Source organism: Cryobacterium shii (genome assembly GCF_004402595.1).
Taxonomy (GTDB): Bacteria; Actinomycetota; Actinomycetes; order Actinomycetales; family Microbacteriaceae; genus Cryobacterium; species Cryobacterium shii.
In genome coordinates, this window is sequence record NZ_SOFY01000077.1 from 22,636 (window position 1) to 47,144 (window position 24,509).

Genomic DNA, 24,509 nt, shown 5'->3' on the forward strand with positions numbered 1-24,509 from the left:
CATGGCTTCGACCTACGGGTGAACCAGGATCTTCACCGCGGTGTCGTTGTGGTTGACCAGGGTGTCGAAGCCCTCGGTGACCAGGTTCTCCAAGGCGATCCGGCCCGTGATGAACGGCCTCAGGTCGATCGTGCCGGACTGCACCAGCTTGACGGTCTCCTCGTGGTCGCGTACGTAGGCGATCGTGCCGCGCAGGTCGATCTCCTTGAGCACAATCTTCTGCATGTCCACGGTGGCCGGGTGCCCCCAGATGGAGACGTTGACGAGCACGCCGGCGGGACGCAGGGCATCGAGCATGGCGTCGAGCACGGCGTTGACGCCCGCGCACTCGAACGCGACATCCGTGCCGACGCCACCGGTGATCTCGAGGACGCGGGCCTTGAGGTCATCGACGGTCGGGTCGATCACATAGTCGGCGACGCCGCTGGAGATCGCCTTCTCCTTGCGGGCCGCACTGAGCTCGGAGATGATCGTGGTCACGCCGATGCCCTTGAGGATCGAGGCCGTGAGCAGCCCGATGGGTCCGGCGCCGCCGACGATGGCGACGTCTCCGGACTTCGCGCCGCTGCGGACGACGGCGTGGTGCGCGACGGAGAGCGGCTCGATCAGGGCGGCCTCGTCGAGGGGGATATCCCCGATCGGGTGCACCCAGCGCTGGTCGACGACGACCTTCTCGCTCAGGCCGCCGCCGCCCCCGGCGAGGCCGATGAAGCCCATCTTCTCGCACAGGTGGTAGTTGCCGGCCTTGCAGGGCGGGCACTCGTCGCAGACGAAGTAGGGTTCCACGACCACGTTGTCCCCGACGTTCAGGCCCTCGACGCCGTCGCCGACCTCTTCGATGGTTCCGGAGAACTCATGGCCGAGCGTGACGGGCAGGGATTCGTGTGAGAGCGGATGCGGGTGGCCCGGCGCGGAGATGAAGATCGGGCCCTCGAGGTACTCGTGCAGGTCGGTGCCGCAGATGCCGCACCAGGCGACAGCGATCTTCACCGTTCCACTGCGGGTTTCCGGTTCCTCGATGTTCTCGATCCGGATGTCTTTCTGGCCGTAGAAGCGCGCAGCTTTCATGGGAATGATCTCCATTTTTGTCGTGGGCTCGACACAGGCGAATGGCCTGGCCCTCTAGCCCGCGGACGACACTACTCCCCCCCGGCTGAGGGGCGGCCGAGGGGGAGTAGTGGTGGTGCGATGGTGTTGGTTGTTCCCTAGTGCTCGACGGCTTCCTCGGCGCCGAACCCGGTCAGGGACCGGACCGACATCTCGGCGGCCAGCAGCGGGTCTTCCCTGGTCGTCGAGGTGACCGACCCGAGCCAGCCGAGGAAGAACCCGAGCGGGATGGAGACGATGCCCGGGTTGCTCAGCGGGAACCAGGCGAAGTTGACGTCGGCGCCGAACATGGACGTTTCGGTGCCCGAGAAGACCGGCGAGAACACGATCAGCACCATGGTGGCGGCGAGGCCGCCGTACATGCTCCAGACCGCACCACGGGTGGTGAAACCGCGCCAGAACAGCGAGTACAGGATGGTCGGCAGGTTAGCGCTCGCCGCGACGGCGAACGCCAGGGCCACCAGGAAGGCGATGTTCTGCCCCTGCACGCCGATTCCGCCGGCGATGGAGAGGATGCCGATCACCACGACGGTGCGGCGGGCCACCTTGACCTCGCTGTCGGGGTCGCCCTTGCCCTTCTTGATCACGCTCATGTAGATGTCGTGCGCGAAGGAGGTCGCCGCGGTGATCGTGATGCCGGCGACGACCGCGAGGATCGTCGCGAAGGCGATCGCCGAGATGAAGCCGAGCAGCAGCGGTCCGCCGAGTGCGAGCGAGAGCAGCGGTGCGGCCGAGTTCACGCCGCCGGGAGCGGCCAGGATGGTGTCGGCTCCGACGAGCGCGACGGCACCGAAGCCGAGCACCAGCGTGAACAGGTAGAACGCGCCGATCAGCCAGATGGCCCAGACGACCGAGCGACGGGCTTCCTTGGCCGAGGGAACCGTGTAGAAGCGCATCAGCACGTGCGGCAGGCCGGCGGTGCCGAGCACGAGGGCGACGGCGAGCGAGACGAAGTCCAGCGGGTTGGTGCCGTACTTCAGTCCGGGCACCAGGATGGCGTCGGCGGGGGTGCTCCCGGACGCGGCGACGGCCGTCTCGAGCAGCGCGGAGAAGTTGAAGCCGTTCAGGGCGAGCACCCAGACGGTCATCGCGAAGGCCCCGATGATCAGCAGGAACGCCTTGATGATCTGCACCCAGGTGGTGCCCTTCATGCCGCCGATGAGCACGTACATGATCATCAGGCCACCGACGACAGTGACCACGATCGACTGGCCGACCTTGTCGTTGATGCCGAGGAGCAGCGACACGAGGCCGCCGGCGCCGGCCATCTGGGCGAGGAGGTAGAAGAAGCAGACCGCGAGGGTGGTGGTGGCCGCGGCCACGCGCACGGGGCCCTGCTTCAGCCGGAAGGAGAGCACATCGGCCATGGTGTACTTGCCGGTGTTGCGCATCAGCTCGGCGACGAGCAGCAGGGCGACGAGCCAGGCGACGAGGAAGCCGATCGAGTACAGGAAGCCGTCATAGCCGCTGACGGCGATCGCCCCGACGATGCCGAGGAACGAGGCCGCGGAGAGGTAGTCGCCGGCGATGGCGAAACCGTTCTGCGGCCCGGTGAACGAGCGGCCACCGGTGTAGTAGTCGGCCGCGGTCTTGTTATTGCGGCCGGCCCGGATCACCACGATCAGGGTCACCGCCACGAACGCGAGGAAGATCGAGATGTTCAGCACCGGGTTGTTCTCAACCGGTTTGACTGCCTGGGCCAGCTGGCCCGGCAGGGACTGCAGAATGCCGGGTGCGATCATTTCTTGTCCATCCCCTCAAGCTCGGCACGCAGCTCGGCCCCGAGGGGGTCGAGACGACGGTTCGAGTACGACACGTACCACATGGTGATTCCGAAGGTGGTGACGAACTGGCCGAGGCCGAGCACCAGCCCGAGGTTGAACCGCCCGAAGACGGGGATCGCCATCACGCCGGGCAGGTAGGCCGCGACGAGGACGAAGACGAAGTACCAGATGAAGAAGAACGCGGCGAGCGGCAGGACGAACCTGCGGCGCTGCCTCTTCAGCTCCAGAAAACGCGGCGTCTTCTCATAGGCCACGTAGTCGATGGTGGATGCTGCTCCGTCCGGACGTGCATCTTTCAGTGATTCCGTCATGCGGGCTCCTTTGCTCCGGGTGAGGGGATGTGATTGCTGTGAGTGGTGCGGTGGTGAACTGTGGGTGATTTGTGGGGGCTCAACCGTCGTGGTCGGTGCCGTGGACGGCCAGTTTCAGCGCGTCCAGAACCGTCGGATCTTCGATCGTGGGCGGAACCGTGTACGGCTCCCCGTCCACGATCTGACGGATGGTCTTGCGCAGGATCTTGCCGGACCTGGTCTTGGGCAGCCGTTCCACGATGGTCACGTCGCGGAACGCGGCCACCGGCCCGACATGATCCCTGACCAGCCCGATCAGTTCCCGGACGAGGGTGTCATGGTCGATGGACGCGCCGGCCTTGAGGGTGACGAAACCGGCCGCGCGCTGCCCCTTGAGCGGGTCGTGCACACCCAGGACCGCGCACTCCGCGACGGCGGGGTGCAGGGTCAGCACCTCCTCCAGCGAGCCGGTGGACAGGCGGTGCCCGGCCACGTTGATCACGTCGTCGGTGCGGCCCATCACGTAGAGGTAGCCGTCCTGATCGAAGTGGCCGGAGTCCCCGGTCGCGTAGAAACCCGGGAAGGCCGACAGGTAGGAGCTGGCGAAGCGGTCCTCGCTTCCCCAGACCCCGAGCAGTGTGCCGGGCGGCAACGGCAGACGGATGGCGATGTTGCCTTCCTTGCCGGGACGCGTGACGGGCTTGCCCCTGGAGTCGAGGATGACGACGTCGTAGCCGGGCACCGGGAAGGTGGCCGAGCCCGGTTTGGTGGGGATATCGGCGATGCCGCGCGGGTTGGCGCAGATGGCCCAGCCGGTCTCGGTCTGCCACCAGTGGTCGACGACCGGGCAGTGCAGCCCGTCGTTGGCCCAGTGGTAGGTTTCGGGGTCGAGGCGCTCGCCGGCCAGGAACAGCCCGTGCAGGCTGGACACGTCGTGCTTCGCCAGCTCCAGCAGGTCAGGGTCCACCCGGCGGATTGCGCGGATGGCCGTGGGCGCCGTGAACAGCACCGAGACCGCGTAGTTCTCCACGACCCGCCAGAACGCGCCGGCATCCGGCGTGCCCACCGGTTTGCCCTCGAAGATGACCGTGGTGGCGCCGACCAGGAGCGGGGCATAGACGATGTAGGAGTGGCCGACCACCCAGCCGACGTCGGAGGCGGCCCAGAACACGTCGCCCGGCTTCACGTTGTAGATGTTCGCCATCGACCAGGCCAGCGCCACGGCGTGGCCGCCGTTGTCGCGGATGATCCCCTTGGGGTTGCCCGTGGTGCCGGAGGTGTACAGGACGTAGAGCGGGTCCTCGGAGCGCAGGCTGACCGCCGCCACGGGGGTGGCCTCGGTTTCCTCGTGCGCCCAGTCCAGCCAGGCCACGTCGCTCCTGCCGGAGTAGTCGGCCGCGCAGCCGGGGATCATCTCCCGGTCGCGCACGATCACGGTTCGCACGGAGCCCTTGCTGCGGGCGAGCGCCCGCTCGACCAGCGGCAGGTATTCGACCGCGCGACCCGGTTCCAGGCCGCCCGAGGCGGTCACGATCACGGTGGGGCGCGCGTCGTCGATCCGCACGGCGAGCTCGCTGGCGGCGAAGCCGCCGAAGACGACGGAGTGGATGGCGCCGATGCGGGCGCAGGCCAGCATGGCCACGATCGCCTCCGGGATCATGGGCAGGTAGATGATGACCCGGTCGCCCTGGTCCACGCCGTTGGCGCGCAGCACGCCGGCGAAACGCTCGACCCGGCCGAGCAGCTCCCGGTAGCTGAGGCGCACCCGGGTGCCGGACATCGCCGAGTCGTAGATGACGGCGGTCTGGTCGCCGCGGCCGGCGAGGACGTGGCGGTCGAGGGCGTTGTAGCTGGTGTTCAGCTCTCCGTCGGGAAACCAGCGCCAGGTTCCGGGGGAGCGCTCCTCGAGGGCGACGCGCGGCGGGGCCGTCCAGTCGATGGCCTGCGCGGCCTCCAGCCAGAAGTCCGAGCGCGTGTCCGCGTCGATGCTGCGCTGCCACAGGTCGTGATAGCCGACCGCTGGTTCCCCTGACATCCTGAACCTCCCCGTTGAAGTTCCTATGTATACATAGAATCGGTGAAGTCTTGCACAGTGTGGGCGCAAAGGGAATAACATGTCAGTTGTGTATACAGAAACCCCAACGGCGGGGGTTGCGCCGCCGGTCCGCGCGAGTGAACGCGCCTACCGTCAGCTGCGCGGGGAGATCCTCGACGGACTGCTGGCGCCCGGTGCCGGACTCCTCGAGGTCGAGCAGTCGGCCCGGATCGGGGTGTCACGAACCCCCCTGCGCGCGGCGATCGCCCGCCTGATCTCCGACGGTCTGGTGGCCGGGCGCCCCGGCCGCGGCTTCATGGTGACCGAGATGTCGGTGGACAGCATCCGCGAGCTCTACGAGGTGCGGCGGGCGCTGGAGGAACATGCCGCGCGCATCGCCGCCGAGCGCCGGGACCCGGCCGTCTTCGAGGCGCTGCGGGCGCAGTTCGTGCAGGCCCCCGGCCTGCTCGAGCGGGGGCCGGCGGGCCTGAGCCGCTACTACGAGCTGATCACCGAGTTCGACGACGCGCTCGATGCGGCCGTGATGAACCCGTTCCTGGTCGGGGCGCTCGCCGGGGTGCGCACCCACCTCGCCCGCATCCGTCGGCTGGGCCGGGACAATCCCGGCCGGCTGCGGGCCGCAGCGGCCGAGCACCTGCTCATCATCGAGGCCATCCTGGCCGGCGACTCGTCGCTGGCCGCCCATGCCACCCACGTTCACCTCCACCAAAGCCTCACGAACGTCCTCGCGGCGATCCAGGGGCACGCGGCCGATCCGGCCGGCTAATCGAAAGGATCCATCGTGCAGCTTCACCACGTTCGTGTTCACCGCAGTGACGAGAATCTCGCCCGGACGGACCAGCTCGCCTGGAAGATCGCCGAAGTCGCCGCCGACCCGGTCGCGGTCACGGACGAGGTGACCGAGATGATCATCAACCGCGTCATAGACAACGCCGCGGTCGCCGCGGCGTCGCTCACCCGTCGCCCGGTGGTCGCCGCCCGCTCGCAGGCGCTGGCGCATCCGCGGTCCTTCAACGGCGTCGGCGCGACCGTGTTCGGGGAGCAGCGCTCCCGCCGGGTGTCGCCGGAGTGGGCCGCCTGGGCCAACGGCGTGGCCGTGCGCGAGCTCGACTACCACGACACCTTCCTCGCCGCCGAGTACTCCCACCCCGGCGACAACATCCCGCCCGTCGTGGCCGTGGCCCAGCACCTGGCCAACGCCCGCGGCCTGAGCGGGAGCGACCTGGTGCGCGGCATCGCCACCGGGTACGAGATCCAGATCGACCTGGTCAAGGGGATCAGCCTGCACGCGCACAAGATCGACCACGTCGCCCACCTCGGCCCGTCGGCCGCGGCCGGAATCGGCACCCTCCTCGGCCTCGACGTCGAGACCATCTTCCAGGCCGTCGGCCAGGCGCTGCACACCACGACGGCCACCCGGCAGTCGCGGAAGGGCGAGATCTCGAGCTGGAAGGCGCACGCCCCGGCCTTCGCCGGAAAGATGGCGGTCGAATCCGTCGACCGCGCGATGCGCGGCGAAACCAGCCCCACCCCGATCTACGAGGGCGAGGACGGCGTGATCGCCTGGCTGCTCGACGGTCCGGACGCCGCCTACGAGGTGTCGCTGCCGGAGGCGAACGAAGCCAAGCGCGCCATCCTGGACAGCTACACCAAGGAGCACTCGGCCGAGTACCAGGCGCAGGCCTGGATCGACCTGGCCCGGAAGCTGCACCGCGAGCACCCCGAACTGGTCGACCCGGCGAACATCGCCTCCGTGGTCATCCACACCAGTCACCACACCCACTACGTGATCGGCTCGGGCGCGAACGACCCGCAGAAGTACGACCCGACCGCCAGCCGCGAAACCCTCGACCACTCCATCCCGTACATCTTCACCGTCGCACTCCAGGACGGCAGCTGGCACCACGTGGACTCCTACCGGCCCGAACGCGCCAATCGTGCCGACACGGTGGCCTTGTGGAACAAGGTGACCACGACGGAAGACCCGGAGTGGACCCGCCGGTACCACTCCCTCGACCCGGCCGAGAAGGCATTCGGCGGCCGCGTGGAGATCGAGCTCACCGACGGCACCCACGTGATCGACGAGATCGCCGTCGCCGATGCCCACCCGCTCGGCGCCAAGCCGTTCGGCCGCGCCGAGTACATCAACAAGTTCCGTACCCTCGCGGCGGAGGTGCTGGAGGAGGGCGAGATCGTGCGCTTCCTCAGCGCCGCCGAGCGCCTGCCGAAACTCGGCGCCGGCGAACTCGGCCAGCTCACCATCGTGGCCCGCAACGGCCTGCTCGCCTCCCTCCCCACCCCGAACGGAATCTTCTGATGTTGTACTCGACGCTCACCCCGGCCGACAAACGCGCCGGGTTCCGCGCGGCACTGGCCACCGGCCGGCTGCTGCGCTTCCCGGGAGCCTTCAACCCGCTGTCCGCCCGGCTGATCGCGGCCAAGGGATTCGAGGGCGTCTACATCTCCGGCGCCGTGCTCTCGGCCGACCTCGGCCTGCCGGACATCGGCCTGACCACCCTGACCGAGGTGGCCGGACGCAGCCAGCAGATCGCCCGGATGACCGACCTGCCGACGATCGTCGACGCCGACACGGGCTTCGGCGAGCCGATGAACGTAGCCCGCACGATCCAGACCCTCGAGGATGCCGGCCTGGCCGGCATGCACATCGAGGACCAGGTCAACCCGAAACGGTGCGGGCACCTCGACGGCAAGCAGGTCGTGGACGATGACACGGCGGCCAAGCGCATCCGAGCGGCCGTCGACGCACGGCGCGACCCGAACTTCCTGATCATGGCGCGCACCGACATCCGTGCCGTCGATGGATTGGCCGCGGCGGTCGACCGGGCGAAGAAACTCGTCGACGCCGGTGCGGACGCGATCTTCCCCGAGGCGATGGCGTCGCTGACCGAGTTCGCGGCCATCCGTGCCGCCGTGGACGTGCCGGTGCTGGCGAACATGACCGAGTTCGGCAAGGGCGAGCTGTACACGACCGCGCAGCTGGCGGACGTGGGCATGAACATCGTGATCTTCCCGGTCTCGCTGCTCAGACTCGCCATGGGCGCCGCCGAGCGCGGACTCGACACCATCGAGGCGGAGGGCTCGCTGACCACCCTCCTGCCGGAGATGCAGCACCGCGCCAAGCTGTACGAGCTGCTCGACTACGAGTCCTACAGCCACTTCGATTCCGGCGTCTTCAACTTCACCCTCAACCCGAACGTCGCCTCGTAGCGACATTGCATTTTTCTCTACGCAAAGGAGCGACATGAGTCAGAACGAACCGACGGTCTTCAAGGGCCTGGCCGGCGTCGTGGTGGACCGGACCGCAGTGTCCAAGGTCAACCCCGAATCGAATTCCCTGCTGTACCGCGGCTACCCGGTGCAGGAACTGGCGGCGCAGAAGAGCTTCGAGGAAGTGACGTACCTGCTCTGGCACGGTGAGCTGCCGACCGAGGCGCAGCTGGCCGAGTTCGAGGAGCTGGAACGGGGCTTGCGCCACCTGGCCCCCGCGGTGAAGCGCGTCATCGACGAACTGCCGATGACCGCCCACCCCATGGACGTGGTGCGCACCGCCGTCAGCCTGATCGGCGCCAACGACCCGGATGCGGCCGACCCGTCACCGGAGGCCAACCGGGCGAAGGGGCTGCGCCTCTGGGCGCAGATGCCCGCGATCGTGGCCTACGACCAGCGCCGCCGCCACGGCCTGGACCTGGTCGAACCCCGGGACGACCTGGGCTACTCGGCCAACTTCCTGTTCATGACCTTCGGCGAGGTGGCGGAACTCGTGGTCGTGAACGCGTTCGACGTGTCGATGATCATGTACGCCGAGCACTCCTTCAACGCGTCGACCTTCACCGCCCGGGTGATCACCTCGACCATGTCCGACCTGCACTCGGCGATCACCGGTGCGATCGGCGCGCTCAAGGGGCCGCTGCACGGCGGCGCCAACGAGGCCGTGATGCACATCTTCGACGAGATCGGTTTCGGCCCGGGAGCCGGGGAACGCGCGGAGACCTGGCTGAATGAGACCCTCGCCGCCAAGCGCAAGGTGATGGGCTTCGGCCACCGCGTCTACAAGCACGGTGACTCCCGGGTGCCGACCATGCAGACCGCGCTGCTCACGCTGGTCGAGCACTACCAGCGGCCCGACCTGCTCGAGCTCTACGATTCCCTGGCCGCGGGGATGACGGCGCGCACCGGCATCCAGCCCAACCTGGACTACCCGTCCGGGCCGGCGTACCACCTGATGGGGTTCGACACGCTCACCTTCACGCCGATCTTCGTCGCGGCGCGCCTGGCCGGCTGGACGGCGCACATCATCGAGCAGACCGCGGCCAACGCACTGATCCGGCCACTGTCGCTCTACAACGGCCATGAGGAGCGGCACCTGTCGTGACCTAGCATTGGACAATGGCATTCGACGCGGACGACGCAGCAGCAGACCTGGCCGACACCCAACGGGAGGTCCTGGACTGGGGCGTGTTCGCTGACGCGTCCCGCCAGCTGGCGACGGACGTGCTTGCCAGTGGTTTTCAACCGGATGTCGTGATCGCCATCGCCCGCGGCGGGCTGCTGCTCGCCGGGGCGATGTCGTACGCGCTCGGCACCAAGAACTGCGGCAGCATCAACGTGCAGTTCTACACCGGGGTCGACGAGCGCCTCCCGGTACCCGTTCTCTCCGGCCCCATGCTCGACGCGCCGTCCCTGACCGGCCTCCGGGTGCTTCTGGTCGACGACGTCTCCGACTCCGGGAACACGCTCGCCATGGTCGTCGCCCTGCTCCGCGAAGCCGCCTGCGAGGTGCGCACGGCGACCCTGTTCACGAAGCCGCGCACGGTGCTCGTGCCCGACTTCACCTGGTGCGAGACGGACCGCTGGATCGTGTTCCCCTGGTCTTCGCTGCCCGCCGTGACCGTCCCGGTGGACACCACCGCGCCTGCCGTCGCCGTCACCGCTGCTGCCGCTGCCGAGAAGGTCGTCGCGTGAGCGTTCACCTGGTCGGCGGGGGCTGGAACCCCGGAGCCTTCGCCGACGTCTTCGGCCCGTTCCTGGCCGAGGCCGGCCGCCGGGCGGAGGCCGCGGGCCGGGCCGAGCCACGCATCGCCATCATCGCCGTGCGGGACGGTGACGCGGCCGAGCACGCCGCGAACCTGGTCGAAGCGGTCGCCGCCGCCGGTGCTTTCGAGCCGAAGGTGACCGCCGTGGCCCACGGCGACACCGCAGCCCTGACGGCCGTGTCCGAGGTCGACGGCATCGTTGTCGGCGGCGGGCTCACTCCGGCGTACCTTGCGGCCGTCGCACCGATCGCGGGCGAGATCCGCCGCCAGGTGGCCGCCGGCATCCCCTACCTGGGTTTCTCGGCCGGAGCCATGATCGCCGCTGAGCGCGCCCTGATCGGCGGCTGGCGGATGGGCGGGGTCGAGGTCAGCGCCGAACACGCCGCGGAGGGCCTGGACGAGATCACGATCGAACCCGGCATCGGCCTGCTCGACGTCACCGTCGAGGTGCACGCCGCCCAGTGGGGCACCTTGTCCCGGCTGGTCGCCGCCACCGAGGCCGGCCTGATCGACGGCGGCCTGGCCGTCGACGAGAACACCGCGCTGGTCGTCGGCGAGGGCGCGCTCAGCGTCGTCGGAGCCGGCAGCGTCTGGCGGGTCAGCCAGTCCGACGGCGGCGTGCTCGTCAGCACCTTCGGCGCCTGACGCCGGGATGCCCTTCACCTTGCAGGCACTGGCGCGCAGCCGCGCCATGGATCCGGGCTGGGCCGCGGCACTCGAACCCGTCGGGCCCGAGATCGACGCCATGGCCGCGTTCCTGCAGGGCGAGACCCGGGCCGGCCGGCCCTGGCTGCCGGCGCCCGAGAACGTGTTCCGAGCCTTCGCCGAGCCGTTCGACGCCGTGCGCGTGCTGATCGTCGGCCAGGACCCGTATCCGACCCCGGGGCATCCGATCGGCCTGGCCTTCGCGGTCGACCCGCACGTGCGACCGCTGCCGCGCAGCCTGCAGAACATCTGCCGGGAACTGCACGAGGATGTCGGCGTCACGGCCGCCGACGGCGACCTCACGCCCTGGTCGCGCCAGGGCGTGCTGCTGCTGAACCGGGTGCTCACCGTGCAGCAGGGCGTGGCCGGGGCGCACCGCCGGAACGGCTGGGAAGCCGTCTCGGAGCAGGCCATCCGCGCGCTCGTCGCCCGCGACCGGCCCCTGGTCGCCATCCTCTGGGGGAGGGACGCCGCCACCCTCAAGCCGCTCCTCGGGGACACTCCCATGATCGAGTCCGCGCACCCCAGCCCGCTGTCGGCGCGGCGCGGATTCTTCGGTTCCCGGCCCTTCAGCCGGGCCAACGAGCAGCTCCGTCTCGCCGGGGCGGCCCCGGTCGACTGGTCGCTCGGGTAATCTGGAATCTCCCGGAGGAGTCAGCTGTGCTTGAAGAGGAATACCAGCCGCGTCGGCAATTGCCCCGGCATCTGCGACCCGCGCCCCCCGAGGAGGCGCCGTTCGAATACACGATGCGCGACGCGCAGATCACCGACCTGCCGTACATCCGGGAGATCTACAACTACTACGTGGCCAACAGCACGGTCACCTTCGACGTCGACCCGATGACCCTCGCCGCCTGGCGCAGCAAGTTCTACTACCTCGGCAAGCTCGGCATGCCCTTCATCGTCGCGGTGTCGCCGGCGGGGCAGCTCCTGGGCTACGCGCTGGTCAGCCCGTGGAAGGAGAAGCGGGCCTACCGGTTCACGGTCGAGAACTCGATCTACCTCGGCGCGGCCTCCACCGGCAAGGGGCTCGGCCGGGTGCTGCTGGGCGAGCTGATCGACCGGTCGAAGTCGGCCGGCCTCAAGGAGATCATCGCGGTGATCGCGGACCAGGGCGCCGACGCGTCGATCAAGCTGCACCGCGACTTCGGTTTCGACGAGATCGGCCGGATGGGCAAGGTCGGCTTCAAATTCGACCGCTGGCTCGGCACCGTGCTGATGCAGAAGAGCCTCAAGTAGCCTGACTCTCACGTAGCGCGGACTCAGCGCCCCGGGCGGCGGTGGCCCAGCGCGGACAGCCGGCCGACGAGGCCGAGCGAGAAGCGGTGCGGGAGGACGCCCACGATCCGGGCGAGAACGGCGTTGCGGCGGCCGCTGACCACGTACGGCGGCGGGTCGGCCAGGTCCAGCGCGTCGAAGGCGGTGCGCATCACGTCATCCACCGTCAGGACCCGCCGGAACCGGTGCACGTTGCCCGCGATGCCGGCGAACTCGGTGGCGACGGGGCCGGGGCAGAGGGCGGTGACCTTGAGCCCGCCGGCCCGGGTCTCGGCCCAGAGCGCCTCGGTGAAACGCAGGACGAACGCCTTGGTGGCGCCATAGACCGCCATGTGCGGGACCGGCTGGAACGCGGCCGTGCTGGCCATGTTGACGAGGGCGGCGGAGCCGGGCCGTTCCCGGAGGGTTCGGAGCAGATCCGGCAGGAGCGCATGGGTGAGGTCCGTGAGGGCCTGCACGTTCAGAGCCACCTGCTCGTGCGCCCGGTCGGCGTCGGAATCCCGGACGTCGCCCCAGCTGCCGAATCCCGCGTTGTTGACGAGGGTGCCAACCGTGATGTCCCGGCTGTGCAGGTCGGCGACCAACTCGGTGACGGCGCCGGGGCGGGCCAGATCCAGGGGGATCACCGTCGACACGGTGCCGTACTTCTCGGCCAGTTCCACCGCGAGCTCTTCGAGGCGGTCCTGGCGGCGAGCGGTGAGCACGAGGTCCGCCCCACGCTCCGCCAGCTCGCGCGCGAACCCGCGGCCGAGGCCGCTCGAGGCGCCCGTGACGAGTGCGGTGGTGCCGATCGGGTTGAAGATTGTCCGCTTCATGCGGCAAGGCTAGTCCGTCGGGCCGCGTAGGGTCGGAGCATGACCGATGCTCCTCCTGACCTGCCCGAACGCCACACGGTGCTGCGGTCCTTCGCCGGCCATCTGGAGGCCGGCCCCGACGTGGTGTTCCGGCGGCTCGCGGCGGCCCTGGCTCCCAGAGGGGAAGCCGGCGGGACCCTGTACACGGATGCCGAGCGCCGCCTGATCGTGCTGCGGCGCGGCTGGTGGTATCGCGGCGAGTACCAGGTGCGGCCCGAGGACGAGACCGGTTCGCTCGTGCAGTACGAGATCGTCAACGTGGCGCAGCCCCTGCCGTGGGCCGCGACGTGGGCGGCGGCATCCGTGCTGCGTGCCGCGCCGCGCGCCTTCCAGGCGTTGCTGACCGGCCTCTCCCGCTCCTGAGCCGGTGTTGAGCCGGGGGGAGGGCGCGGTGACTAGGCTCGGGGGATGGCCGCTCCGCACGAACTGACCGCTCTCGAACAATGGCAGGCGCTGCAGCGCGGCGAGCTCAGCCCCGTCGAACTGACCGATCACTACCTCGGCCGGATCGAGGACCTCGATCCCTGCCTCGGCGCGTTCGTGACCGTCACGGCGGACGCCGCCCGGGAGCGCGCCCGGTTCGTGCAGGACCACGTGCCGCGCACGGCGCCGCTCTGGGGGCTGCCGTTCGGCGACAAGGATCTCCAGCGCCGCGCCGGCGTGCCGGCCCGGTTCGGGTCCCGGCTGATGCGGGACTTCGTGCCGGACGAATCCGACGGTCTGGTGCAGGCGCTCGACATGGCCGGCGGCGTGAGCCTGGGCAAGACGAACACCCCCGAGTTCGGGCTGCCCTCCTATACCGAGAGCCTCGCCTCGCCGCCCGCCCGCAACCCGTGGGACCGATCCCGCGGGGCCGGGGGCTCCAGCGGCGGGGCCGCGGTCGCCGTCGCGGCCCGCCTGCTGCCGTTCGCTCCCGGGTCCGACGGCGGCGGCTCCGTCCGGATCCCCGCGGCGGCCTGCGGACTCGTCGGCCTGAAGCCCTCGCGCGGCCGCGTGCCGACGTCCTCCGGCATCGACGCCCTCGGCGGCCTCAGCGTTGCCGGACCGCTGGCGCGGACCGTGACGGATGCCGCGCTCCTCCTCGACGCGATGGTCACGCCGCGGGGCGGGCATCCGAAGCACCAGTTCGCGCTGCGCCCGCCCGGCGACGACGCCCCGCTCCTGGCCGCCGCGGTGCGCGGCGAGGGACGATTCCAGCTCGGGGTGATGACCGCATCCGCGTGGGACGACGCCTACCCGATCGAGATCGCGCCGGAGGCCCTGGCCGCGCTGGCGACGGCCACCGACGAGTTCGCGGCCCTGGGCCACGGCCTGGAGGACACCGCGCTCGAACCCGACGACAGCTACTCGCCGGCCTTCCGCACGATCTGGCAGGCCGGAGCCGCGGGCATCCCCGCCGAGACGCCGGCGGAGGAATCGCTGCTCGAACCGCTCACGCTCTGGCTGATGCGCCGCGGGCGTGCCCTGTCGGCCCGTGACCTGGCCGAGGCGCTCGCCGCCCTGGCCGCCTACGAGCGCTCGTTCATCCGTCAGCTGTCACGCTTCGACGCGGTGCTCACGCCGGCCCTCGCGCTGACGCCCCGCCCGCTGGGCTCGTATGACCAGGCGGACGGGGAACGCAACTTCGCGCAGCAGGTGCAGTACACGCCGTTCACCTCGATGGTCAATGTGACCGGGCTGCCCGCGATCGTGCTGCCGGTCGCCCAGACCGGGGAGGGCCTGCCGATGGGGGTGCAGCTGATCGGGCGGCCGGGCGGCGAGGCCACCCTGCTCGCCCTCGGCGCGCAGCTCGAGCGCCGCCTGCGCTGGCAGCACCGCACGCCGCCCGAGCCCCGGCGTCCCTGAACCAATTCGACGGAGAAACTGCTTTAAAAACACGATTACGGACTGTTTGGGACCGATTCGGGCAAAATCTCCGTCGAATTCGTTAGGAGCGGGGCCGGGCGCGCGGGCTCGCCGGCTAGACGCGCTGCGTCGTGCGGGGGGCCGCGGCGCTGGACGGACGCTCGGCCGGTGCCGCGTTCGCGGCCGGGCGGGACGGCCACCAGAACCGGTCGCCGGTGAGGAACACCAGCGCGGGCACCACCAGGGTGCGCACCACCAGGGTGTCCAGCAGCACGCCGATGCAGACGATGACACCGATCTGGGTCAGCGCCACCACGGGCAGCACGCCCAGCACCGCGAAGACGGCGGCGATCAGGATGCCGGCGCTCGTGATCACCGCGCCGGTCGACGAGAGGGCGCGAACCATGCCCTCCTTCGTGCCGTGCGCCATGCTCTCTTCCCGGGCCCGGGTGGTGAGGAAGATGTTGTAGTCCACGCCCAGGGCCACAAGGAACAGGAACGCGAACAGCACCACGTTCGTGTTGAAGGCCGGGAAGCCCATCAGGTTCTGAAAGATCCAGTTGGAGGCGCCGAGGCTGGCGAAGAAGGTGGCCAGAACGCTCCCGATCAGCAGCACGGGGGCCACCAGCGACCGCAGGAGCAGGGCCAGGATGGCGAACACGATGGCCAGGATCATCGGGATGATCAGGTCCTGGTCGGACCTGGCGCTCGTCTTGTTGTCCAACGCGGTGGCGTCGCTGCCGCCGACCAGCGCCTTCGACGCCTCGCCGGGCGCGTCGGCGTAGACCCCGCGGAGGTTTCCGATGGTGGCGAAGGTCGCGTCGCTGCCCGGTTCGCTCGCGAGGGAGAGATTGAGGCGGGTCAGGCCGTTCGCGCTCTCGCCCGGCTGCACTGAGTCGATGCCGGGGGTCTGTTCGGCGAGCGTGCCGGCCTCGGCGGCCGCGGCATCCGGTACCAGAACGATGGTCTGGCTGGTCAGACCGGCCGAGAAGGATTCTTCGACGATGGCCTGCGCCTGAACGGACTCGGGCTTGCCGAGCAGTTGGTCGGCCTGGGAGAGGCCGACGGATGCGCCGATCAGCCCGAGGCTGAGGGCGCCGAGCCCAACGATGGAGACGGCAGTGATCAGCACCGGTCGTCGCTGCACGCCGCGGCCGAGCCGGGTCCAGAACCCCGGGCGCAGCTCGGTGCCGGCCCCCGGCACGAACCGCGGCACGAACGGCCAGAACAGCCCGCGCCCGCAGACCACGAGCGCGGACGGCAGCACGATCAGGGCGAAGAGGATGGCGATGACCACGCCGATCGCGCAGGCGAAGCCGAGCGCGCGGTTGCCCGACAGTTCCGCGAACAGCAGGGTGAGCAGGCTCAGCGCCACCGTGCCGCCGCTGGCCGCGATGGCCGGGCCGGCGCCGCGGACCGCGGTCAGCATGGCGTCGTTGCGGCTCTCGGTGCGGAGCAGTTCCTCGCGATACCTGGCCACGAGCAGCAGGGCGTAGTTGGTGCCGGCGCCGAAGACCAGCACCGACTGGATGCCGGCCACCGACGGGTCGAGGGTGATGCCGAACGGTTGCGCGAGGGCGCCGACGACGACCGCGGCGAGGCCGTCGGCCAGGCCGACGACGACGAGGGGGACGATCCAGAGCACCGGGCTGCGGTAGGTCACGATCAGGAGCACGGCCACCACGATCACGGTGACGAGCAGCAGTCGCAGGTCGGCCCCGGCGAAGGCGTTGGTGATGTCGGACTGGAACCCGACGGCCCCGGTGGCATAGGCGGTCAGACCCGCCGGGAGATCCTTCGACGCGGCGGCACGGATGTCGGCGGCCGTCTGCCCGATGTCGGCGTTGGCCGTGTCCGCATCCAGGGGCACGACGCTGAGGGCGGCCTGCTGGTCCGAGCTGAACTGCGGCGTCGTGGCCCGCGGCGCGGTGGACTGCTCGCCGAGGGCGGCGCCGCGCTCGGTGATCGCGGCGATGTCCGCGTCGGTCAGCTCGGCGCCGTCCCGGCTCCAGACCACGATGGCGGAGGTTTGCTTCGCGGAGGGGAACTCGGTGAGGAGCTTGTCGACCTGGGCGGCCTGGCTCGAGGAGGGGAGGCCCGAGCTGGGAAACTCCTCCGAATCATTGGCCGGGAGGAGCGTGAACAGCAGGCCGACGGCGACGGCCGTCGCGGCCAGGACGATCCAGGCCGTGCCTCGACCGGTGATGAACCGCAGAATCGCAATCACGATTTCCTCCAATTAGCCTGATTGCTAGGCGCCCTAGCTATGTCTCGTAATAGTATGGCCATATGGATGAACGCCGCAAGTTCGTTCCCGGGTCTGAGACGGGCGCTTCCGGTGCGCCCGCAGGCGTCACCCCGGCCACTGCCGCCCGCCCGGGCCCGGCCGCTGCCTCACTGCCGCCCGCCGCCGCGATCGGAGTCTGTCTGCACGAGATCGTGCAGCTCTCGCGCGCCTTTGAACGCCAGGTCGGGCAGGCCCTCGAGGTGAACTCGACCGACCTCTCCGCGATGGAGCACCTGATGCAGGAGGGGCCGCTGACCCCGAGCGAGCTGTCGCGCCGCCTGGACATCTCGACCGCGGCGACCACCCTCGTGGTCGACCGCCTGGTCGCACTCGGGCATGCGCAGCGGCATCCGCACGCCTCGGACCGCCGCAAGGTGGTCGTGGTGCCGGCCCCCTCGTCGGTGGTCCGCGCCTTCGAGGAGCTGCGGCCCGTGATCGGCGGCGTGGCCGCGCTGGCGGAAGACCTGTCGGCGGCCGAGCGGAACGTCGTTGCGGAGTTCCTCGCGCGGGTCGTGGGTGTCTATCGCGACTCCCTGCTAGACGGCGGGCCGGCGCTGCCCGGCAGTCGCCCCGCGGCCTAGCCGAGACCGGCCCGCCCGCCGCGGGCGGGGCGTGGTGAGGGTGGCCTTGTTTTGAGGGAATCAAAACAACTGTTAGCGTGGAGGCATGACGGGGACAGAGGTGACGCAGGCCGGGGCGCCGGAGCCCCTCGACGCGAGCATCCGTGCGTCGAACCTCAAGGTCACCGCGCCCCGCCTGGCCGTGCTCCGGGCCTTGACGGATGCCCCGCACTCCACGGCAGAACGGCTCTTCACTGCCGTGCGGCTGCAGCTTCCCGGCACGTCCCTGCAGGCGGTCTACGGTGTTCTGGCGGCCTTCACCGCTGCCGGAATCGCGCGCAAGATCGAGCCCGCCGGGTCCTCGGCCCTGTTCGAGCGCCGGGTCGGCGACAACCACCACCACATCGTCTGCACCCGCTGCAACGCCGTGCACGATGTGGACTGCGCCGTGGGCGACGCCCCCTGCCTCACTCCCGCCAACGCGTCCGGCTTCGCCGTGCACACGGCCGAGGTCACCTACTGGGGCCTCTGCCCCGACTGCCAGAGCGAAGCGGCCGGCACCGACCCCACCCCGATCGGCGCCACGCCGGTCGACCCCACACTTACCGCACCTGCCCAGCTGTCGAACAAAGGAGCACGATGACTATCAAGCCCACCACCACGCAGACGGGAACCCCCGTCGCCAGCGACGAGCACTCCCTGACCGTCGGAACCGACGGTGTCACGGCCCTGCACGACCGGTACCTGGTCGAGAAACTAGCCCAGTTCAACCGGGAGCGCATCCCGGAGCGCATCGTGCACGCCAAGGGCGGCGGAGCACACGGCGTCTTCGAGGTCACCGGGGACGTGTCCGCGTACACCCGCGCCGCGGTCTTCCAGCCCGGCACCACCACCGAGACCCTGCAGCGCTTCTCCAGCGTCGCCGGCGAGCAGGGCAGCCCCGACACCTGGCGCGACGTGCGCGGCTTCTCGGTGAAGTTCTACACCTCCGAGGGCAACTACGACATCGTCGGCAACAACACCCCGGTGTTCTTCATCCGCGATGGCATCAAGTTCCCCGACTTCATCCACTCGCAGAAGCGCCTGCCGGGCTCCGGCCTGCGCGACGCGACCATGCAGTGGGATTTCTGGACTCTGTCCCCGGAGTCCGCGCACCAGGTCACGTACCTGATGGGCGACCGCGGTCTGCCGCGCTCGTGGCGCGAGATGCCCGGCTTCGGCTCGCACACCTACCAGTGGATCAACGCCGCCGGTGAGCGCTTCTGGGTCAAGTACCACTTCACCTCCAACCAGGGCAACATCGAGATGGAGGGCTCGGAGGCCGAGCTCATCGCCGGCGCCGACGCCGACTACTACCGTCGCGACCTCTCCGACGCCATCGATGCCGGCGACTTCCCCTCCTGGGACGTGTCGGTGCAGGTCATGCCCTACGAAGAGGGCAAGACCTACCGCTACAACCCGTTCGACATCACGAAGGTCTGGCCGCACGCCGACTTCCCGCTGATAAAGATCGGCACGCACACCCTCAACCGCAACCCGGAGAACTTCTTCGCCGAGATCGAGCAGGCGGCCTTCTCCCCGGCGAACTTCGTTCCCGGCATCGCGGCCAGCCCCGACAAGATGCTGATGGCGCGCATCTTCTCCTACCCGGACGCCCAGCGATACCGCGTCGGCACGAACTTCGCCGAGCTGCCCGTCAACGCGCCGAAGTCGCCGGTGAATAACTACTCGCAGGATGGCGCGGCGCGCCACCACTACAACCCGCCGACCGCGCCGAACTACGCGCCAAACTCGCTCGGCGGCCCGGTGGCCGACCCGCTGCTCGCGGCGGAAGGCGGCTGGGAGAACGACGGCGAGCTCCTGCGCGCCGCGGCGAAGCTGCGCAGCGATGACAGCGACTTCGGCCAGGCCGGCACGCTGTACCGCGACGTCTACGACGACGCGGCCAAGGCACGTTTCCTGGACACGATCACCGGCGCCATCAGCGGGGTCCAGCGCCCCGAGGTGACCGAGCGGGCCATCGCGTACTGGACCAGCGTCGACGCCGACCTCGGCGTGAAGCTGCGCGCGAACCTCGCGACCTGGGCCGAAGCCGACCTGCTGGCCGAGGCCGCATCCGGTTACCCCGTCGAGTAGCGGGACCCGCGGCACCGCGGCATCCGTTCGCACGCAACGCCCGGTCTCTCTCGAGGCCGGGCGTTGCGCGTGCCCGGGGCGCCGCCCGGATGGGCACGCGGAGGGGCAGGCACGCGTGGAGTCGCCGGCTTCAGGCGCGGGCCGGGCCGCCCTGCACCGCGAGGAGGGCGGCCCGCAACCGGCTGTCCGCATCGGCCGCGACGGACGCGATCTCCGGGGCGTGGCTGAGCTGCACCATGATGGCTGGATTGATGGCTTGCACGGTGGTGGCTTCGGCGTCGGGACCGCGTCGCACGACCACATTGCAGGGGAGCAGGGCGCCGATCTCGGGGTCGGCCATGATCGCCCGCCGTGCCAGCCCCGGGTTGCAGGCGCCGAGAATCAGATAATCGCCGACCGTCTGGGCCGCGTCCGCGCCGAGTTTCTCCGCGAAGGTGGCGTGCACGTCGATTTCAGACAGCACCCCGAAGCCCTGGGCGGCGAGGGCCACCCGGGTCAGCTGGACCGCCTCGTCGAACGGTGCGTCCACCGTGATCGTGTGTGCGTAGGTCATCGTGTCCTCCTGTCGGCCGGGCCCGCGTTCAGGGTCGGGCGGCCTGTTCTGGAACCATCATGCGCGCCAGACCACCCGCGCGCCACCGCGCCGGGTGACCAACACGAATCCGGTGTGAATCGCGCGTGGATCTAGCCGGGCAGGGGCGCGGCGTGCCCGGTGACCAGGGCGGCGCTCTGCTCCCAGAGCGCCGCGGCCAGGGCAGGGTCGTAGGCCTGCTTGTTGGCCTTCTGGATGACGCGCTTCTCGTAGTACTCGCCTGACACCCAGTCGGTCCCGGGCTTCGCGGTCGCCAGCCAGACCAGGGTGTCGGCGCCCTGTTCCGCCCCGAGCAGCAGTCGCTTGAGCGGGGTGCGGTAGATCAGCCGCATCAGGGTGGTCGACCCGGTGGAGAAGCTCGTCGCGACCACGCCGGGGTGGAAGGCGGCCGTGCTGATTCCCTGGTCGTGGAAGCGGTGGTGGAGCTCTCTGGTGAAGAGGATGTTCGCGAGCTTGCCGTCGCCGTACGCCTTGTTGGCGGAGTACTTCGTCTCGGCCTGCAGATCGTCGAGGTCGATCTTTCCGAAGAGCAGGTTGGCGGCGCTGGACGTGTTGATCACCCGGGCCTGGCTGGCGACGAGCCGCTCCATTAGCAGCGTGGTCAGCAGGAAGGGGGCCAGGTGGTTGACCTGGAAGGTCAACTCGTAGCCATCGACGGTCGTTTCGCGATTGCCCATGATGCCGCCGGCGTTGTTGGCGAGCACGTCGATCCGGGGGTAGCGTTCCAGCAGCTGCGCCGCGAGGGTGCGCACCTCGTCCAGGCGGGCGAAGTCGGCGACGAAGAAGTCCGCGCCGAGCTCCGCGGCCACGGCGGCGGTCTTGGCGGGGGAGCGGCCCACGATCACGACGCGGTCGCCGTCCCGGCCGAGGGCGCGGGCGGCGGCGGTGCCGATCCCGTCGCTGGCGCCGGTGATCAGGATTGTTCGTGCGGTCATTCTGGTCCCCCTGGGTCGAGTGATTCGGTGTTACCTGGCATAGCCGCCCTTCTCGAGGCCGGCTTCGATCTCGAAGCGGTTGCGCAGCGGATTGCGGCCGGCCACCAGGTAGAGCAGCGGAAAGACCATGCCGAAGCGCTGCCACTGGCGTTTGTGCACGGCCTCGTGCTCGAGGATCGCCGTCGACACGTTCTGGTTGGTCAGGTAGCAGGCGCCGACGCAGGATCCGCCGCGGCCGAAGGTCCAGGCGGGCATCCCACGGAAGACGACGAGGCCGCCTCGGCGCTCGACCGTGCCGGTGCTCCAGATCGAACCCCAGACCAGGCCCACCGTGGTGGCGTAGAGGTAGCCGGCCCGGCTGATGGGGGAGTCGAACAGGATGCGGCGCACCCCACCAGCGTAGGCGGCCCCCGCGGCAGAAGGCTGAGTATCCGATGATCCTCGACGGTGACGCTCGACTGTGACTCCGCGGCGCAGGTTGAGCGTGGCGGCGGTGGTTCTAGCCCGCGCCCGCGTCCACAACGTGCGCCGCGACGGGCGGGAGCCTTCGGGGCACGAGGGCGAGGGGGCCGAGGGGACGGGGGACGGCGGCCGGCGGCCCGGCCCGCCGATCAGGGGCGCCCGTACTCCTCGAGCAGGCGCAGCCAGACCTCGCTCAGGGTCGGGTAGCTCGGAACGGCGTGCCACAGCCGGCGGATCGGCACTTCGCCGACCACGGCGATGGTCGCCGCGTGCAGCAACTCCGCGACATCCGGCCCGACGAAGGTGACGCCGAGCAGAACCTCGCGGTCCAGGTCCACGATGGCACGCGCCGACCCGGTGTAGTCGTCGGCGTGCACGGATGCCCCGGCCACCCAGCCGAGGTTGTAGTCCAGCACCCGGATGTGGAACCCTGCCCTCTCGGCAGCGTCCCGGGTCAGCCCGACAGACGCGACTTCGGGGTCGGTGAAGGTGACCTGCGGCACGGCCGCATGGTCGGCGGTGGCGGCGTGGGTGCCCCACGGTTGGTCGTCGACGGGCGTGCCGGCGGCCCGGGCCGCGATCACATCGCCGGCCGCCCGCGCCTGGTACTTGCCCTGGTGGGTGAGCAGGGCCCGGTGGTTGACGTCGCCGGTGGCGTAGAGCCAGGCCCCGGCCAGCTCGGGGGAGGAGCCCTGCACGAGCAGGGTGTCGTCGACCTCGAGCCAGTCGCCCGGGACGAGGCCGACCGTCTCCAGCCCGACGTCCCGGGTGCGGGGCAACCGGCCGGTGGCCACGAGCACCTCGGTCGCGGTGACCCGGGTGCCGTTGGAGAGGGTAAGGGTCACGTCGCCGTCACCGTTGCGGGCGGCCCCGGTGGTCGAGACGCCGGTGAGCACGGTGACGTCGCCGGCCCGCAGCGCCGCCGTGACGAGTTCGCCGGCGAAGGGCTCCTGTGTGCTCAGCAGGCCTCCGCGCACGATCATGGTGACCTCCGCGCCGAGGGAGGCGTACGCGGTGGCCATCTCGGCGGCGACCACGCCGCCGCCGATGATGGCCAGGCTGTCCGGGATGCCCCGGGCGCTGGTCGCCTCGCGGCTGGTCCACGGCGAGACGGAGGCCAGGCCGGGGATGTCCGGCAGCAGGGCCGCGGATCCCGTGCTGATGACCACCGCGTGCGTGGCGGTCAGCACGGTCGCCCGGCCGTCGGCGGAGGTCACGGTCACCTCGCGCACGCCGCTGAGGCGGGCGTGGCCGCGCACCAGGGCGATCCCGGCCTTCTCCAGCCAGCGAACCTGGCTCTCGTCCGACCAGTCGTGCGTGATGGCGTCGCGGCGGCGCAGCACCGCCGCGACATCCACGTCGCCGGTCACAGCCTCGACGGCCCCGCCCACACGCCGGGCTGCGGCCAGGGCGGCGCCGCTGCGCAGCAGGGCCTTCGATGGCATGCAGGCCCAGTAGGAGCACTCGCCGCCGACCAGTTCGGCCTCGACGATGACGGTGCGCAACCCGGACGAGCTGGTGCGGTCGGCGACGTTCTCACCCACGGCGCCGGCGCCGATCACGATCACGTCATAGGTGCTGCTGCTGGCGGCGGGCATCCGTCTCTCCTCGGTCAGTGGTGCGGTCAGTACTTCGGTCAGTGCGTCGGTCAGTGCGTCGGTCGGTGCTTCGGGAGCGGCTCAGCGGCCGACGAAGGTCGCGGGCTTCCGGGTCACGAAGGCTTCCATGCCGATGAGGGAATCTTCGGTCGCGGCCAGGCGGGCCAGGGCTGGCTGCAGCTCCGCCTCGGCGGCCGCGGCGCCGTCGCGCACGGCGGTGCGGGCGTTCGCGAGGGTCGCCTGCACGGCGAGCGGCGCCTGGGCGGCGACCCGCTCGGCCAGTTCCAGCGCACGGTCGAACTGGGTGCCGTCCGGCACGACCTCCTGCACGAGACCGATCCGGTGAGCCTCCGCGGCGTCGAACATGTCGCCGGTGAGGAGCCAGCGCATCGCATTGCCCCAGCCGGCGGCGCGCGGGAAGCGAATGGTGGCGCCGCCGAACGGCAGGATGCCGCGGGCCACCTCGATCTGGCCGAACCGGGTCGACTCGGCCGCGACGGAGATGTCGCTGGTGAGCATGAGCTCGATGCCGAGGGTGAGGCAGGTGCCCTGCACCGCCATCACCACCGGTTTGGACACGCTCCGCCCGTCGACCTGCCACGGGTGGATGCCGCCTTCGGGCACCATGTCGAGGCCGTCCGGCCCGATCCTCGGCCCGACGTCCGCCAGGTCGAGACCGGCCGTGAAATGGTCGCCGACGGCGTAAACGAGGCCGACCCGCAGCTCGGGGTCGCGTTCGAGCTCACCGTAGGCGAGGGCCAGCTGCTGCAGCAGGGCGAAGTCGGCGGCGTTGCGCTTCTCCGGTCGGTTGAACCCGATCAGGAACACGTGTCCGCGCCGCTCCGTGATGATCCTTGGTTCGGGACCGGACTGCTCGGAACCGGAAATCTGCTCGTTCACGGATGCCTCCTTTGGCGTCGTGACGCTCGGCGCGTCGGTCCTATGCTACGGGTGTGCCGCCGGGTC

24 protein-coding genes are annotated in these 24,509 nt (G+C 70.2%); 13 read left to right on the forward strand and 11 right to left on the reverse strand.

Going from position 1 to position 24,509, the window contains the following annotated elements:
- Positions 1-12: 12 nt before the first annotated feature.
- From E3O49_RS14090 to E3O49_RS14105, 4 genes are all read right to left on the reverse strand, one after another.
- Positions 13-1,068 carry a 2,3-butanediol dehydrogenase gene (locus E3O49_RS14090; RefSeq protein ID WP_134368192.1) on the reverse strand — a complete coding sequence of 352 codons (1,056 nt, stop codon included), beginning with the start codon at positions 1,066-1,068 and terminating at the stop codon, positions 13-15.
- A gap of 137 nt (positions 1,069-1,205) precedes the next feature.
- A complete protein-coding gene (locus E3O49_RS14095) occupies positions 1,206-2,849 on the reverse strand; it encodes a solute symporter family protein (RefSeq protein WP_134402619.1) in 1,644 nt (547 codons plus the stop codon).
- Positions 2,846-3,202 (reverse strand): DUF485 domain-containing protein, encoded by a 357-nt coding sequence (locus tag E3O49_RS14100; protein ID WP_134368175.1) that lies wholly within the window; start codon positions 3,200-3,202, stop codon positions 2,846-2,848. Before E3O49_RS14100 ends, E3O49_RS14095 begins: the two co-directional genes overlap by 4 nt.
- Before the next feature lie 79 nt (positions 3,203-3,281).
- Positions 3,282-5,216 (reverse strand): AMP-binding protein, encoded by a 1,935-nt coding sequence (locus tag E3O49_RS14105; protein ID WP_134368174.1) that lies wholly within the window; start codon positions 5,214-5,216, stop codon positions 3,282-3,284.
- An 88-nt stretch (positions 5,217-5,304) separates the two neighbouring features.
- On the opposite strand from E3O49_RS14105, the gene E3O49_RS14110 reads away from it, so the two are divergent.
- Genes E3O49_RS14110 through E3O49_RS14145 form a run of 8 tightly spaced genes read left to right on the forward strand, consistent with a single transcriptional unit; the run spans position 5,305 to position 12,235 of the window.
- Positions 5,305-6,003 carry a GntR family transcriptional regulator gene (locus E3O49_RS14110; RefSeq protein ID WP_241975856.1) on the forward strand — a complete coding sequence of 233 codons (699 nt, stop codon included), beginning with the start codon at positions 5,305-5,307 and terminating at the stop codon, positions 6,001-6,003.
- 12 nt (positions 6,004-6,015) lie between these two features.
- Positions 6,016-7,554: an MmgE/PrpD family protein gene (locus E3O49_RS14115; protein ID WP_134368172.1), complete on the forward strand. Its 1,539-nt coding sequence runs from the start codon at positions 6,016-6,018 to the stop codon at positions 7,552-7,554.
- On the forward strand, positions 7,554-8,465 hold the full coding sequence (gene prpB / locus E3O49_RS14120; protein WP_134368171.1) for a methylisocitrate lyase: 912 nt from the start codon (positions 7,554-7,556) through the stop codon (positions 8,463-8,465). The genes E3O49_RS14115 and prpB overlap by 1 nt, the downstream gene beginning before the upstream one ends.
- A gap of 34 nt (positions 8,466-8,499) precedes the next feature.
- Positions 8,500-9,630: a bifunctional 2-methylcitrate synthase/citrate synthase gene (locus E3O49_RS14125; RefSeq protein ID WP_134368170.1), complete on the forward strand. Its 1,131-nt coding sequence runs from the start codon at positions 8,500-8,502 to the stop codon at positions 9,628-9,630.
- Between the two features lie 14 nt (positions 9,631-9,644).
- Positions 9,645-10,220: a phosphoribosyltransferase gene (locus E3O49_RS14130; RefSeq protein ID WP_134368169.1), complete on the forward strand. Its 576-nt coding sequence runs from the start codon at positions 9,645-9,647 to the stop codon at positions 10,218-10,220.
- Positions 10,217-10,936 (forward strand): Type 1 glutamine amidotransferase-like domain-containing protein, encoded by a 720-nt coding sequence (locus E3O49_RS14135; protein WP_134368168.1) that lies wholly within the window; start codon positions 10,217-10,219, stop codon positions 10,934-10,936. Before E3O49_RS14130 ends, E3O49_RS14135 begins: the two co-directional genes overlap by 4 nt.
- 7 nt (positions 10,937-10,943) lie before the next feature.
- Complete coding sequence (locus E3O49_RS14140; RefSeq protein WP_134368167.1) at positions 10,944-11,630, forward strand: uracil-DNA glycosylase; 687 nt, start codon at positions 10,944-10,946, stop codon at positions 11,628-11,630.
- Between the two features lie 26 nt (positions 11,631-11,656).
- Positions 11,657-12,235, forward strand: coding sequence for a GNAT family N-acetyltransferase (locus E3O49_RS14145; RefSeq protein WP_174235713.1), 579 nt, complete (start codon positions 11,657-11,659; stop codon positions 12,233-12,235).
- Positions 12,236-12,258: 23 nt separating this feature from the next.
- On the opposite strand, the gene E3O49_RS14150 is transcribed toward E3O49_RS14145, so the two are convergent.
- Positions 12,259-13,089, reverse strand: coding sequence for an SDR family NAD(P)-dependent oxidoreductase (locus E3O49_RS14150; RefSeq protein ID WP_134368166.1), 831 nt, complete (start codon positions 13,087-13,089; stop codon positions 12,259-12,261).
- Positions 13,090-13,128: 39 nt separating this feature from the next.
- Between E3O49_RS14150 and E3O49_RS14155 the strand changes: the two genes are divergently transcribed.
- Both E3O49_RS14155 and E3O49_RS14160 read left to right on the forward strand, forming a co-directional pair.
- Positions 13,129-13,491, forward strand: coding sequence for a hypothetical protein (locus E3O49_RS14155; protein ID WP_134368165.1), 363 nt, complete (start codon positions 13,129-13,131; stop codon positions 13,489-13,491).
- Positions 13,492-13,536: 45 nt separating this feature from the next.
- The gene (locus E3O49_RS14160; protein ID WP_134368164.1) at positions 13,537-14,973 is read left to right on the forward strand and encodes an amidase; all 1,437 of its coding nucleotides are present in this window, start codon (positions 13,537-13,539) and stop codon (positions 14,971-14,973) included.
- A gap of 115 nt (positions 14,974-15,088) precedes the next feature.
- Here E3O49_RS14160 and E3O49_RS14165 read toward each other — a convergent pair whose 3' ends face one another.
- Entirely contained in the window at positions 15,089-17,200 is a 2,112-nt protein-coding gene (locus E3O49_RS14165; protein ID WP_134451803.1) for an MMPL family transporter, read from the reverse strand.
- A gap of 62 nt (positions 17,201-17,262) precedes the next feature.
- Between E3O49_RS14165 and E3O49_RS14170 the strand changes: the two genes are divergently transcribed.
- The 3 genes from E3O49_RS14170 to E3O49_RS14180 all read left to right on the forward strand — a co-directional run bounded on the left by E3O49_RS14170 (position 17,263) and on the right by E3O49_RS14180 (position 19,956).
- Complete coding sequence (locus E3O49_RS14170; RefSeq protein ID WP_241978717.1) at positions 17,263-17,841, forward strand: MarR family winged helix-turn-helix transcriptional regulator; 579 nt, start codon at positions 17,263-17,265, stop codon at positions 17,839-17,841.
- A gap of 85 nt (positions 17,842-17,926) precedes the next feature.
- Positions 17,927-18,463: a Fur family transcriptional regulator gene (locus E3O49_RS14175; RefSeq protein ID WP_134368162.1), complete on the forward strand. Its 537-nt coding sequence runs from the start codon at positions 17,927-17,929 to the stop codon at positions 18,461-18,463.
- Positions 18,460-19,956 carry a catalase gene (locus E3O49_RS14180; RefSeq protein ID WP_134402615.1) on the forward strand — a complete coding sequence of 499 codons (1,497 nt, stop codon included), beginning with the start codon at positions 18,460-18,462 and terminating at the stop codon, positions 19,954-19,956. The genes E3O49_RS14175 and E3O49_RS14180 overlap by 4 nt, the downstream gene beginning before the upstream one ends.
- Positions 19,957-20,086: 130 nt before the next feature.
- Here the strand turns inward: E3O49_RS14180 and E3O49_RS14185 are convergent, their stop codons facing one another.
- The 5 genes from E3O49_RS14185 to E3O49_RS14205 form a co-directional block, all read right to left on the reverse strand.
- Positions 20,087-20,509 (reverse strand): DUF302 domain-containing protein, encoded by a 423-nt coding sequence (locus tag E3O49_RS14185; protein WP_134368160.1) that lies wholly within the window; start codon positions 20,507-20,509, stop codon positions 20,087-20,089.
- Between the two features lie 131 nt (positions 20,510-20,640).
- A complete protein-coding gene (locus E3O49_RS14190; protein ID WP_134368159.1) occupies positions 20,641-21,483 on the reverse strand; it encodes an SDR family NAD(P)-dependent oxidoreductase in 843 nt (280 codons plus the stop codon).
- A 30-nt stretch (positions 21,484-21,513) separates the two neighbouring features.
- Positions 21,514-21,873, reverse strand: a complete 360-nt coding sequence (locus tag E3O49_RS14195; RefSeq protein WP_134402614.1) for a Fe-S oxidoreductase — start codon at positions 21,871-21,873, stop codon at positions 21,514-21,516.
- 221 nt (positions 21,874-22,094) lie between these two features.
- Complete coding sequence (locus tag E3O49_RS14200; RefSeq protein ID WP_134368157.1) at positions 22,095-23,543, reverse strand: dihydrolipoyl dehydrogenase family protein; 1,449 nt, start codon at positions 23,541-23,543, stop codon at positions 22,095-22,097.
- 81 nt (positions 23,544-23,624) lie between these two features.
- The gene (locus tag E3O49_RS14205) at positions 23,625-24,443 is read right to left on the reverse strand and encodes a crotonase/enoyl-CoA hydratase family protein (protein ID WP_241978718.1); all 819 of its coding nucleotides are present in this window, start codon (positions 24,441-24,443) and stop codon (positions 23,625-23,627) included.
- Positions 24,444-24,509 lie beyond the last annotated feature (66 nt).